The organism is Pseudomonas sp. ACM7, from assembly GCF_004136015.1.
GTDB classification, from domain to species: domain Bacteria; phylum Pseudomonadota; class Gammaproteobacteria; order Pseudomonadales; family Pseudomonadaceae; genus Aquipseudomonas; species Aquipseudomonas frigoris.
Genome location: NZ_CP024866.1, coordinates 2,415,756 through 2,428,861, shown reverse-complemented (window position 1 = coordinate 2,428,861; position 13,106 = coordinate 2,415,756). Strand labels below are relative to the sequence as shown.

General features: G+C 59.5%; 11 protein-coding genes. 10 read left to right on the top strand and 1 reads right to left on the bottom strand.

The genetic code is table 11. From position 1 onward, the window contains the following. The first annotated feature begins 82 nt into the window (after positions 1-82). The 7 genes from CUN63_RS11405 to CUN63_RS11375 all read left to right on the top strand — a co-directional run bounded on the left by CUN63_RS11405 (position 83) and on the right by CUN63_RS11375 (position 6,223). Positions 83-664, top strand: a complete 582-nt coding sequence (locus CUN63_RS11405; RefSeq protein ID WP_129439482.1) for an alpha/beta hydrolase — start codon at positions 83-85, stop codon at positions 662-664. A gap of 74 nt (positions 665-738) precedes the next feature. Beyond that, on the top strand, positions 739-1,668 hold the full coding sequence (locus tag CUN63_RS11400; RefSeq protein WP_129439481.1) for a sigma 54-interacting transcriptional regulator: 930 nt from the start codon (positions 739-741) through the stop codon (positions 1,666-1,668). 265 nt (positions 1,669-1,933) lie between these two features. Next, positions 1,934-2,716 (top strand): MetQ/NlpA family ABC transporter substrate-binding protein, encoded by a 783-nt coding sequence (locus CUN63_RS11395; protein WP_129439480.1) that lies wholly within the window; start codon positions 1,934-1,936, stop codon positions 2,714-2,716. A gap of 559 nt (positions 2,717-3,275) precedes the next feature. Further along, positions 3,276-3,941 carry an amino acid ABC transporter permease gene (locus tag CUN63_RS11390; RefSeq protein WP_129439479.1) on the top strand — a complete coding sequence of 222 codons (666 nt, stop codon included), beginning with the start codon at positions 3,276-3,278 and terminating at the stop codon, positions 3,939-3,941. Continuing rightward, positions 3,922-4,581, top strand: a complete 660-nt coding sequence (locus tag CUN63_RS11385) for an amino acid ABC transporter permease (RefSeq protein WP_129439477.1) — start codon at positions 3,922-3,924, stop codon at positions 4,579-4,581. The genes CUN63_RS11390 and CUN63_RS11385 overlap by 20 nt, the downstream gene beginning before the upstream one ends. Then, positions 4,578-5,360, top strand: coding sequence for an amino acid ABC transporter ATP-binding protein (locus CUN63_RS11380; protein ID WP_129439475.1), 783 nt, complete (start codon positions 4,578-4,580; stop codon positions 5,358-5,360). Before CUN63_RS11385 ends, CUN63_RS11380 begins: the two co-directional genes overlap by 4 nt. Next, a complete protein-coding gene (locus CUN63_RS11375) occupies positions 5,357-6,223 on the top strand; it encodes a transporter substrate-binding domain-containing protein (RefSeq protein ID WP_129439473.1) in 867 nt (288 codons plus the stop codon). Before CUN63_RS11380 ends, CUN63_RS11375 begins: the two co-directional genes overlap by 4 nt. Positions 6,224-6,382: 159 nt before the next feature. On the opposite strand, the gene CUN63_RS11370 is transcribed toward CUN63_RS11375, so the two are convergent. Beyond that, entirely contained in the window at positions 6,383-7,543 is a 1,161-nt protein-coding gene (locus CUN63_RS11370; protein WP_129439471.1) for an AAA family ATPase, read from the bottom strand. Positions 7,544-7,786: 243 nt separating this feature from the next. Here CUN63_RS11370 and CUN63_RS11365 point away from each other — a divergent pair, with 243 nt between their 5' ends. The 3 genes from CUN63_RS11365 to CUN63_RS11355 are packed head-to-tail and all read left to right on the top strand — an operon-like array spanning position 7,787 to position 13,004. After that, positions 7,787-8,890 carry an efflux RND transporter periplasmic adaptor subunit gene (locus CUN63_RS11365; RefSeq protein ID WP_129439464.1) on the top strand — a complete coding sequence of 368 codons (1,104 nt, stop codon included), beginning with the start codon at positions 7,787-7,789 and terminating at the stop codon, positions 8,888-8,890. Further along, positions 8,887-9,954 carry an efflux RND transporter periplasmic adaptor subunit gene (locus tag CUN63_RS11360; RefSeq protein WP_129439462.1) on the top strand — a complete coding sequence of 356 codons (1,068 nt, stop codon included), beginning with the start codon at positions 8,887-8,889 and terminating at the stop codon, positions 9,952-9,954. The genes CUN63_RS11365 and CUN63_RS11360 overlap by 4 nt, the downstream gene beginning before the upstream one ends. Beyond that, a complete protein-coding gene (locus CUN63_RS11355) occupies positions 9,951-13,004 on the top strand; it encodes an efflux RND transporter permease subunit (protein WP_129439460.1) in 3,054 nt (1,017 codons plus the stop codon). Before CUN63_RS11360 ends, CUN63_RS11355 begins: the two co-directional genes overlap by 4 nt. The last annotated feature ends 102 nt before the right edge of the window (positions 13,005-13,106 follow it).

Below are 13,106 nucleotides of genomic sequence, written 5' to 3'. Positions count from 1 at the left end.
AAATAGCTTCTTATTCCTTAACGAATATAACTCTCCTCCCTATACTTGCTCAGGAACAGACACGCAGCAGGAGAGCTCCCCCATGCGCAACGAATCAATTCGCTACCTGATTGTGCCGGGCTGGCAAGGATCGCCAGAAGATCATTGGCAAAGCCATTGGCAGAACAGCCTGCCGAACAGCGCGCGGGTGGAGCAGGCCGACTGGCTGACGCCGCGTCGTGAAGATTGGGTCGCGGCACTGGCTGAGGCGATTGCCGCCGACAGCACGCCGGTGATCCTGATCGCCCATAGCCTGGGTTGCATCACTGTCGCGCATTGGGCTGCCACGGCGCCCGGGCAGTTTTTGCGCCAGGTCCGCGGCGCCTTGCTGGTCGCCCCGGCGGACGTCGAGCGTGCGGCCTGTGCACCGGCCCTGCGCAACTTCGCACCGATTCCAACCCACCTGCTGCCGTTCCCGAGTCAGGTGGTCAGCTCCGACAACGACAGCGCCGTGAGCACACCGCGTGCGTTGGAACTGGCACGTCACTGGGGCGCCGAGGCGGGGATTTTGTCGGGTGCCGGACACATCAACGTGAAGTCCGGTCACCAACGCTGGGAGCAGGGTTTTGCCTATCTCTATCGCCTGCAAAACCGAATGGAACACCACGCCCTGCGCCGCGCTTGAACCTTTTCTTTTTTTGCTTTTGTTTTTTAAAACAACGCCCCCCGTCTCCCGGCGGTTTAGGGCGGGAGTCTGCCATGAGTTTTGAAGCCTTCGGTCAGCCGCTGCTGACCTTCCCCGACGCAGAAAAAAGTCCCCTGAGCATTCGCGCCAAGGCGCTGGTGTTTGTCGATCCGCGTTCCCGTCAGTTACGCCAGGAGCTGGAGCTATTGGCACCGCGCTCGATCTCGGTGTTGATCCGCGGCGAAACCGGCAGCGGCAAGGAATTGCTCGCACGGCACATCCATCGTGCGAGTGATCGTGGCGGGTTGTTCGTCTCGGTCAATTGCGGCGCGATCAGTCCGACCTACGCTGATGCTGAATTGTTCGGTTATGCCGCTGGCAGTTACAGCGGTTCGGCCAGCAGTCGCGCGGGTTGGTTCGGTTCTGCCAACGGCGGGACGCTCTACCTGGATGAGATCGGCGACTTGCCGCTACCGATCCAGATCAAATTGCTCGCGGCGCTGGAAAACCACGAAGTCACTCGTGTGGGCGCTCACCAACCAAGCCCGGTGGACGTGCGCCTGGTGGCGGCTACCAGCATCGATCTGGCCCAAGCGGTGGCCGCCGGAAAATTCCATGAGCGGCTCTACCACTACCTCAGCGAAGGCCAGCTCGAACTGCCGGCCTTGCGTGAACGGGTGGGCGATATTCTGTCGCTGTCCGAATATTTCCTCGGTATCTATAGCCAACGCCTGGACCTGCCGGTGCCGCTGATCAGCGAAGCCGCGCAGCATTTGTTAGAGCAACACAGTTGGCCGGGCAACACCCGGGAGCTGGAAAACGTCATTCACTTTGCGTTGTTGGTCAGCACCGGCGATGAGATTTTGCCCGAGCATTTGAATCTGCCCGAGGCACCGCCGTCATTGGTGCAGATCGAGCGGCAACTGAAGCAGATTCTCGGCAGCGGTTCCACCGCAGAGAAAGAAGCCTTGAAACAACTCCTCAAAAACACCGCGTTTGTGTAGGAGCTGGCGCAGCCTGCGATCTTTTGATCTTGGCAATGCTCTAGATTGCCGAAGATCAAGATCAAAAGATCGCAGCCTTCGGCAGCTCCTACGCCGTATGAACAAAATGGAATATGAAAGTGAATAAAAGATATTGTTCGGGAATAAAAAATCCCGGTATTGTCCGCGTCACGCCAGCGATAGCACTTCATTAGCACTTACAAAAACCACTCGTAATAAACAAGCCGTCGTCGATCACGACCGCGATTTTCGATAAGGACACTGCATGAAAAAGGTTCTGTTGTTCACCGCATTGGCGGCTGCCCTGACCGCGGGCCTGGCCCAGGCTGGCGAGAAACTGGTGGTTGCGGCGACCCCGGTTCCACACGCCGAGATTCTGGAACTGATCAAACCCACCCTCGCCAAAGAAGGCGTGGATCTGGAAATCAAAGTCTTCACCGACTACGTTCAGCCGAACGTACAAGTCGACCAGAAGCGTCTGGATGCCAACTACTTCCAGACCCTGCCGTACCTGAAGAGCTTCAATGAAGGCAAAGGCACCAACCTGGTGACCGTGNTCGGCGTGCACGTCGAACCGTTCGGCGGCTACTCGAAGAAAGTCAAAACCCTGGCTGAGCTGAAAGACGGCGCAACCATCGCTATCCCGAACGAAGGCAGCAACAGCGGCCGTGCCCTGATCCTGCTGCAGAAGGCTGGCCTGATCGAGTTGAAAGACCCGAAAAACGCTCTGGCCACCCCGAAAGACATCGCCAAGAATCCGCACAACTTCAAGTTCAAGGAACTGGAATCGGCCATGCTGCCGCGTGTTCTGGACCAAGTCGACCTGGACATGATCAACACCAACTACGCGCTGGAAGCCGGTCTGAACCCGGCTAAAGACGCGCTGGTGATCGAAGGTGCAGATTCACCTTACGTGAACTTCCTGGTAGCTCGTCCGGACAATAAGGACAGCGTTGCCATCCAGAAACTGGCCAAGGCCTTGACCAGTCCTGAAGTGAAAGCATTCATCGCCAAGAAGTACAGCGGCGCGGTACTGCCGGCGTTCTGATTCGACGCAGCATCAAACCCTTCAAGGTTTCAAACGCCGACGGCTGGTATAGCTTCGGCGTTTTTTATTGCGCCAAAATCAAAAGATCGCAGCCTCGTTTCACTCGACAGCTCCTACATTGAAATGCGCATTCCCTGTAGGAGCTGTCGAGTGAAACGAGGCTGCGATCTTTTGCTTTAAGGTTTAGGCCACCCTGGCCTTCAAAGCCCTGCGCAACGCCATCAACAACTTCACGATGTCCTGCGGATCCAGCCGCTGTGGCACTTTTACGTCAGCCATTTTCTCTTCCTTGTGATGGTTCGGCCGGGGAGTCTGGCCAAAAGCTGTGCATCCTTGGAGGGGGATTCTGAAAAAAAGATCCTTCCTACAGCGCAAAGAAAAATAGTCGTCTTCCGCTGCCGCAGCAAATGCGGAGGATAGTTTTTTGCGTGATATTAATATGCTTTAACGGTATTTAAATTCTTCTTTTTATACCTTTAAAGTCGGTGCCTGCCGGGTAGTTATCCACCGCCCATGGACTGCACCACCGTCGCTTACCCTGCGGCGTCCAGGATGTTCAATGAACTTCGATTACGCATTTATCCTCAGCACCTTGCCGGCGTTTCTTAAAGCCGTGGGCGTGACGCTGCAGGTCGGCTTTATCGCCATTGGCACGTCGTTGCTGGTGGCGCTGATCAACGCGACGATTCTGGTGTTCCGCACGCCTTACTTGCAGCGCCTGGTCGGGCTGTATGTGGAACTGGCGCGCAACACGCCACTGCTCATTCAACTGTTCTTCGTCTACTTCGCCTTGCCGGCGCTGGGCATCAAGGTCTCGGGCTTTGCGGCGGCGATCATCACCATGACCTTCCTCGGCGGCGCCTACCTCACCGAAGTGCTGCGTGCCGGCGTCGACGCGGTGCCTGCGGCGCAGCTCGAGTCCGGCCGCTCCGTCGGCCTGTCCCACGGACAATTGCTGCGCTACGTGATCCTGCCGCAAGCAGGCATTCTCAGCTTGCCGTCGCTGTTCGCCAATTTCATTTTCCTGCTTAAGGAAACCACCGTGGTCTCGGCGGTGGCGGTGCCGGAGATTCTCTACACCACCAAAAGCTACATCGCGCTCTACTACAAAACCTACGAAATGCTCGCCGTGCTGACGCTGATTTGCGTGTTGCTGTTCTTGCCGCTGTCGCTGCTGCTCAGCCGTCTGGAAAGGAGGCTCCAGCATGGCCAGTTCGGGTCTTGAGTTGCTCTGGGTGTCGTTGCCGCAACTGGGCAAGGGCGCTGCGCAAACCTTGTCGATCTCTTTCCTGAGCATCGTCATCAGCACCGTTGGCGGCGTGCTCTATGGCGTGCTGCGCACGCTGAACTCGAAATGGCTGAACGCAATCCTGCGCGTTTATCTGGAATTGTTCCGCGCAATTCCGGTGCTGGTCTGGCTGTATTTGCTGTTCTTTGGTCTGCCGATTTTCTTCGGTCTGAGCATTCCGAGTTTCTGGTGCGCAGTGCTGGTGTTGTCGTTGTGGGGCGCCAGCGAAGTCGGGGAAGTGGTTCGCGGCGCGCTGCATTCGCTGCCGCGCGGGCAGCGTGAAGCGGGGTTGTCGATTGGCCTGGACGGCCCGCAACTCTACGGATACGTGCTGCTGCCCCAAGCGCTGAAACGCATGACGCCACCGACCATCAACGTCTACGCGCGCATCATCAAGACCAGCTCCCTGGCGGTGCTGATTGGCGTGGTCGACGTGATCAAGGTCGGTCAGCAGATCATCGAACGCACCTACGAATCAGTGCTGATCTACGGCGCACTGTTCCTGTTTTTCTTTTTCATCTGCTACCCGCTGTCGGCCGCCTCGCGCGTGCTGGAGCGGCGCTGGACGCAAGCATGAGCGCATTGATCGAGTTCAAGGGTTTCAACAAGTTTTTCGGCGAGCAGCAGGTGCTCAAAGAGATCGACCTGCAAGTGAAGTCAGGCGAAGTGATCGTCATCCTCGGCCCCAGCGGTTGCGGTAAAAGCACCTTGCTGCGTTGCCTCAACGGTCTTGAAGTCGCCCACAGCGGCAGCTTGAAGTTTGCCGGACGTGAGTTGCTGGACAAAGGCACCGACTGGCGCGACGTGCGGCAGCAGATCGGCATGGTGTTCCAGAGTTACCACCTGTTTCCGCACATGAGCGTGCTCGACAACCTGCTGCTCGGCCCGGTCAAAGTGCAGAAGCGCGACCGCCGCGAGGCCCGTGCCCAGGCCGAAGCGTTGCTTGAGCGTGTGGGCCTTTCGGACAAGCGCGATGCCTTCCCGCGTCAGCTCTCCGGTGGCCAGCAGCAACGCATCGCCATCGTCCGTTCGCTGTGCATGAACCCGAAAGTCATGTTGTTCGATGAAGTCACCGCCGCCCTCGACCCGGAAATGGTCAAGGAAGTGCTGGAAGTTATCCAGGGCCTGGCCCGCGAGGGCATGACCCTGTTGATCGTCACCCACGAAATGGCTTTTGCCCGCGCCGTGGCTGACCGCATTGTGTTCATGGATACCGGGCGAATCCTCGAACAAAACCCTCCCGAGATTTTCTTTACGAACCCGCAAACCGCACGAGCGCAGCAGTTCCTGGAGAAGTTCTCCTACGTCGCCGCACTACCCAAAACGACTCAAACAAAGGAACTGGAACTGCTATGAAAACTGCCAAGTCTTCTCTGCTGCTACTCCCGCTGCTCGGCCTCGCGTTGCTGGCCGGTTGCAACAAAACCGAAGAACCCGCCAAACCGGCGGCCACCAGTGCCAGTTATCTGGAAAAAATCAAAGCCCGGGACAAGTTGATCGTCGGTGTCTTCACCGATAAACCGCCGTTTGGTTTCGTCAATGAAGCCGGGCGTTACGTCGGTTTCGATACTGACATCGGCCGTCAATTCGCCAAAGACCTGCTAGGCGATGAGAACAAGGTCGAGTTCGTCGCGGTAGAACCGGCGAGCCGGATTCCGTTCCTGCAAAGCGACAAGGTCGATTTGATTCTGGCCAACATGACCGTTACCCCCGAGCGTAAGGAAGCGGTGGAATTCACCAATCCGAATCTGAAAGTCGCGGTGCAGGCCTTGGTGCCACAGGCCAGTTCGGTGAAAAACCTTGATGACCTGGCAACTCGCACGACCATCGTCACCACCGGCACTACAGCCGATATCTGGCTGACCAAGAACCATCCGGACTGGAAACTGCTGAAGTTCGAGAAAAACTCTGAATCTCTGCAAGCGTTGGCCAATGGGCGCGGCGATGCGTATGCGCAGGACAATCTGGTGCTGTTCAGTTGGGCGAAGCAGAACCCTGGCTATCGCGTGCTGACCCAGACGTTGGGCGCTGAAGCACCGATTTCGCCGGCGGTGAAGAAGGGCAATATCGAGCTGCGCGATTGGGTGAATGCCGAGTTGGCGAAGCTGGGTGAAGAGAAGTTTTTGCTCAAGCTGTATGACCAATATGTGCGTAAAGAACTGAGCGATGACACCAAGGCTGAGAGTGTGATTGTCGAGGGTGGGAAGTGGCAGGGGTGATTCACTGAGCTATGCGGTGACTTTCCGATCACCATCGTCGGAACGCCGCCCGGAGCAAGCTCGCTCCCACAGTGGATCTTCGATAAACACAATATCTGTGCCGGTCACCGATCCAGTGTGGGAGCGAGCTTGCTCGCGATTCGGTTTAACAGGCGCGGATTAGTCCGGCCAATACCACGCCGGTTCATCCAGTATCCGCTGCCCGACAATCCCGGTCTGGCCCAGGTTCTTCTCCAGCACAATGCAATTACACTCCGGGTCCTCCTGCAACGCCGAAATCAACCGCCGTGCATGAGAAACCACCCACACCTGACACTGCTCCGACGCCCGGATAATCAACCGCGCCAACGCCGGCAACAGGTCCGGGTGCAAACTGGTTTCCGGCTCGTTCAACACCATCAGCGTCGGCGGCCGAGGCGTCAGCAGCGCTGCGACCAGCAGCAAATAGCGCAACGTCCCGTCCGACAACTCGGCCGCCGACAAGGGCCGCAACAATCCTTCCTGGTAAAACTCGATCGCAAACCGACCACCCTGAAGCGGCGCGATGTTCAATCGCGCGCCAGGGAAGGCGTCGCTGATGGCGGCCTGCAAGGCCTCGGGGTCGCCGATTTCGCGGATTGTCTGCAACGCGGCCGCCAGATCCCGACCGTCGTGATGCAGCACCGGCGTGCGGGTGCCCAATTGCGGTTGGCGCACCGGCGCGTCGGCGTCGCTGCGAAAGTGATCATAGAACCGCCAGCGGCGGATGAATTCACGCAGCTGCAAGACTTCCGGCGAGGTGCGAAAGCTGCCGACCTGATCGAACAGGCTGTCGAAATTCGGCGTGTGTTGGGCCAGCACGTCCCAAGCGCGACCGACCCGGGTGCGGATCATCGGGCCGTCGCGGTCCACCAGCAGGCTGGCCGGGCGGTAAAACGGGCCGGACCAGATGCATTCCTTCTTGATTTCCGGGTCCAGAGAAAACTCGGAAAGGCTCGGCTCCGGCAGACCCAGCGCGATCGAGTAGCTGAAATCTTCCCCGGCAAACCCCAGGCGCAGGCGTTTGGCACCGTGCCGAACGGTCGCCTCGATCGGGACTTCGCCATTACGCATCCGTCGGGTAATGTTTTCCGGCCCGGCCCAGAAGGTCGAATCCAGCCCACCCTCGCAGGCCAAGGCATTGACCACGCCGCCCTGTGCGGTCTCCGCCAGCAGGCGCAACGCGCGATAGAGGTTGGATTTGCCGCTGCCGTTGGGGCCGGTGATCAGGTTCAACCTGCCCAGCGGAATCACCAATTTATTGATCGAGCGGTAATTGGCCACCGCGAGGGTTTTGAGCATTAGGACTTTCTCTGTGGCCCCGAAACGGCATCAGGATAACCGCGTGGGCGAATTTACGTTGGAGCTGCCGCAGGCTGCGATCTTTTGACTTTAGCGGTCGCGATGTCGCCGGAAGATCAAAAGATCGCAGCCTTCGGCAGCTCCTACAGGGAAATGGTTATCTGCGCGGGCGAAGGTGGAACCCTGTTCTAAGCTCACAGTCGTATCGCCATTGGCACGTTCGTACAACGCAAAGGAGTCTGCATGGTGGGTCCCGGATTGAAAACAGTGGTTGGCCTGAGCCTCCTTGTCCTGCTGAGCGCCTGTGGCGATAAAAAACCGGTCGAAAAGGACCGTCCGCGGGTATTCGTGCAAGAGGTAAAACCTGCGGATTACGCGGCGACGGTGACCCTGACCGGTGATGTCCAGGCGCGGGTCCAGACCGACCTGTCGTTCCGCGTTGCCGGCAAGATCATCCAGCGTACAGTCGATGTCGGTGATCGGGTTTCGGCCAAACAGGTCCTGGCTAAACTCGATCCCAAGGACCTGCAAACCAACGTCGACTCAGCTCAGGCACAGGTCGTCGCCGAGCAGGCCCGAGTCAAACAGACCGCTGCCGCTTTCGTTCGCCAGCAAAAACTCCTGCCCAAGGGCTACACCAGCCAGAGCGAGTTCGATTCCGCCCAAGCCGCCTTGCGCAGCAGCCAAAGCGCCCTGACGGCTGCCCAGGCGCAACTGGCCAACGCCCGTGAACAACTGAGCTACACCGCGTTGGTCGCTGACGCGCCGGGGGTGATTACCGCGCGCCAGGCCGAGGTCGGCCAGGTGGTGCAGGCCACCGTGCCGATTTTCAGCCTGGCGCGTGATGGTGAACGTGACGCGGTGTTCAACGTCTACGAATCGCTGCTGACAGAGCCGCCAGAGGGGAAAACGGTGGTCGTCAGCCTGCTCGACAACCCCGCGATCAAAACCACTGGCACCGTTCGGGAAATCACCCCGGCCGTCTCCGCGCAGACCGGCACGGTGCAGGTCAAAGTCACTCTCAACGGACTACCGGAAGGCATGCAGCTCGGTTCGGTGGTGAGTGCCACGGCCAAGACACCAGGCAAATCGGCGGTCGAACTGCCTTGGTCGGCTCTGACGAAAAATCTCAGCGACCCGGCGGTGTGGCTGGTGGACGGCGAGGGCAAGGCGCAGCTGCACACGGTCACTGTCGGCCGCTACCTGACTGGCAAAGTGATCATCAGCGCCGGCCTGAAGGGTGGCGAAAAAGTCGTCATCGCCGGCGGCCAGTTGCTGCACCCCGGCGTGAAGGTGGAGATCGCCGAAAACACCTATAAGGATTTAGCGGCGGGAGCCCAGCCATGAAGCGTCTGTTACTGGTATGCGCCGGTGTGATGCTGGTGGCCTGCTCGAAAAAGGAACCGCCGCCGGAGCCTGTGCGTCCGGTGCTGTCCATCAAGGTCCAGTCCCTGGACGAAGAAAATCTGGGCCGTTTCGCCGGCAGCATCCAGGCCCGTTATGAAAGCAATGTCGGCTTCCGGGTGCCAGGACGCATCGCCAGCCGTAATGTCGATGTCGGTGCCGAAGTGGATAAAGGTGCATTGCTCGCCACGCTCGACCCCACCGATCAGCAGAACCAGTTGCGTTCCGCTCAGGGCAATCTGGCCAGCGTCCAGGCGCAACTCATCAACGCCCAGGCCAACGCCCGGCGTCAGCAAGAGTTGTTCGATCGTGGTGTGGGTGCCCAGGCACAACTCGACGTCGCACAGACCGACCTCAAAACCACCCAGGCCTCCCTTGATCAAGCGAAGGCTGCGGTCGATCAGGCCAAGGACCAGCTCAACTACGTCGAACTGCGTGCCGACCACAAAGCCATCGTCACAGCGTGGAACGCCGAAGCCGGGCAAGTTGTCAGCGCCGGCCAGCAAGTGGTGACCCTGGCGCAGCCGGACATCAAGGAGGCGGTGATCGACCTGCCGGACACCCTGGTCGACCAGTTGCCGGCGGACGTGGTGTTCCAGGTTGCCGTCCAGCTGGAGCCGAGCATCACCACCACTGCCATCGTTCGCGAAATCGAACCCCAGGCGCAAAGTGCGACCCGTACCCGTCGCGCCCGCCTGACACTGACCGACACGCCACCGGGTTTTCGCCTGGGTACGGCGATCAGCGTGACCCTCAGCTCCGCGATCAAACCGCGTATCGAACTGCCCCTGACCGCGCTACAGGAGGTCGATGGCAAATCGCGGATCTGGGTCATCGACCCGCAGACTCAAACCGTTTCCCCGCGAGACGTCAGCCTGGTCAGCCGCACTGACTCAACGATGGTCCTGGCGAGCGGCGTGAAGTCTGGCGAGCGGGTGGTCAGTGCCGGCGTGAATAGCCTGAAACCGGGGCAAAAAGTAAAAATCGATGAGGACAGCCCGCAATGAAAGGGAGTTTCAACTTATCCGAATGGGCCCTCAAGCATCAGTCGTTTGTCTGGTATTTGATGTTCATCGCGCTGCTGATGGGCGTGTTCTCGTACCTGAACCTGGGCCGCGAGGAAGACCCGTCGTTCACCATCAAAACCATGGTGATCCAGACCCGCTGGCCGGGCGCGACCCAGGAAGAAACCCTCAAGCAGGTCACTGACCGGATCGAGAAAAAACTCGAAGAGCTCGACTCGCTCGACTACGTGAAAAGCTATACGCGCCCCGGCGAGTCGACGGTTTTCGTAAACTTGCGTGATACCACCAGCGCCAAGGACATTCCGGAAATCTGGTATCAGGTGCGCAAGAAGATCAACGACATTCGCGGCGACTTCCCCCAAGGCCTGCAAGGGCCGGGGTTCAACGATGAATTCGGTGACGTGTTCGGCTCGGTGTACGCCTTTACCGCCGACGGTTTGTCGATGCGCCAATTGCGCGATTACGTCGAGCAGGTCCGCGCCGAGATCCGCGAAGTACCGGGGCTGGGCAAGGTCGAGATGGTCGGCGAGCAGGATGAAGTCCTCTACCTGAACTTCTCCACTCGCAAACTGGCGGCGCTGGGCATCGATCAGCGCCAGGTAGTGCAGAGCCTGCAATCGCAGAACGCGGTGACGCCGGCCGGTGTGATCGAGGCCGGTCCCGAGCGGATTTCCGTGCGTACGTCGGGGCAGTTTGCCTCTGAGAAGGACCTGGAAAACGTCAATCTGCGCCTCAACGACCGCTTCTACCGCCTGGCCGATATTGCCGACATCAGCCGTGGCTATGTCGACCCGGCGACACCGGAGTTCCGCTTTAACGGCCACCCTGCCATCGGCCTCGCCATTGCGATGAAGAAGGGCGGCAACATTCAGGTGTTCGGCAAGGCGTTGCACCAGCGCATGACCGACCTGACTGCCGACCTGCCGGTGGGCGTCGGCGTGCACAACGTTTCCGACCAGGCCGAAGTGGTGGAAAAAGCCGTCGGCGGCTTTACCAGCGCACTGTTCGAAGCGGTGGTGATCGTGCTGATCGTCAGCTTCATCAGCCTCGGCGTACGTGCCGGTCTGGTGGTGGCGTGCTCGATTCCGCTGGTGCTGGCGATGGTCTTCGTCTTCATGGAATACAGCGGCATCACCATGCAGCGGATTTCCCTCGGTGCGCTGATCATTGCGCTCGGGCTGCTGGTGGATGACGCGATGATCACCGTCGAAATGATGGTCACGCGCCTGGAAATGGGCGAGACCAAGGAGCAAGCGGCCACGTTCGCCTACACCTCGACGGCGTTCCCGATGCTCACTGGTACGCTGGTGACGGTGGCCGGTTTCGTGCCCATCGGCCTGAACGCCAGCTCGGCCGGCGAGTACACCTTCACGCTGTTCGCGGTGATCGCGGTGGCCATGATCGTGTCGTGGATTGTCGCGGTGCTGTTCGCCCCGGTGATCGGCGTGCACATCCTCAGCGCCAACGTGAAACCTCACGACGCAGAACCGGGACGCATCGGTCGGGCGTTCAATTACGGCATGTTCTGGTCCATGCGCAATCGCTGGTGGGCGATCGGCATCACCATCGCACTGTTTGTGGCGTCGGTGTTTTCCATGCAGTTCGTGCAGAACCAGTTCTTCCCGTCTTCGGACCGCCCGGAAATCCTCGTCGACCTGAACCTGCCACAAAACGCTTCGATCGCCGAAACCCGCAAGGCTGTGGACAAGCTCGAAGCGACCTTCAAGGGCGATCCGGACATCGTGCGCTGGAGCACCTACATCGGCGAAGGGGCGATCCGTTTCTACCTGCCCCTCGACCAGCAATTGCAGAACCCGTATTACGCGCAACTGGTGATCGTCAGCAAAGGGCTGGAATCGCGTAACGCGCTTAGCCAACGCTTGCGCGAGCGACTGCGTAAGGATTTTGTCGGTATCGGCAGCTACGTCCAGGCGTTGGAAATGGGCCCGCCGGTAGGGCGGCCGATTCAGTACCGGGTCAGCGGCAAGGACATCGATCAGGTGCGCAAACACGCCATCGCCCTGGCCACCGAACTGGATAAAAACTCGCACATCGGCGAGATCATTTACGACTGGAACGAACCGGGCAAAGTCCTGCGCATCGACATCGCGCAGGACAAGGCACGGCAATTGGGGCTGTCGTCGGAAGACGTGGCCAACCTGATGAACAGCATTGTGGTCGGTGCGCCGGTGACACAGGTCGATGACGATATCTACCTGATCAACGTGGTGGGTCGTGCCGAAGACGCCGAACGCGGCACCCCGGAAACCCTGCAGAACTTGCAGATCGTCACGCCGGGCGGCACGTCGATTCCGCTGCTGGCGTTCGCCTCCGTGCGCTATGAACTTGAGCAACCGCTGGTCTGGCGCCGCGACCGCAAACCGACCATCACCATCAAGGCTGCGGTGCGCGACGAAATTCAGCCGACCGACCTGGTGAAACAACTCCAACCCGACATCGACAAATTCGCCGCCAGTTTGCCGGTGGGCTACAAGGTCGCCACTGGCGGCACCGTCGAGGAAAGCGGCAAGGCCCAGGGGCCAATTGCCAAGGTTGTGCCGTTGATGCTGTTTTTGATGGCGACCTTTCTGATGATCCAGTTGCACAGCGTGCAGAAGCTGTTCCTGGTGGCCAGCGTCGCGCCGCTCGGCTTGATCGGCGTGGTGATAGCGCTGATCCCGACGGGCACGCCGATGGGCTTTGTTGCGATTCTGGGGATTCTGGCGCTGATCGGCATCATCATCCGCAACTCGGTGATTCTGGTGACGCAGATTGACGCCCTGGAGAAGGACGGTCATGCACCGTGGGATGCGGTGGTGCAAGCCACAGAGCATCGTCGCCGGCCGATTCTGCTGACGGCAGCGGCGGCGAGCCTGGGGATGATCCCGATCGCCCGAGAGGTGTTCTGGGGGCCGATGGCTTACGCGATGATTGGCGGGATTATTATTGCGACGTTGCTGACGTTGCTGTTTTTGCCGGCGCTTTATGTGGCCTGGTACAAGATTCGCGAACCGAAGAAAGAAGTGCAGTAACGGCGAGCGCTTCGCGCTCTATTCGCGAGCAAGCCCGCTCCCACATTCGGTCGCGTCAGTCTGGACAACTCGGTCAACTGTGGGAGCGGGCTTGCTCGCGAA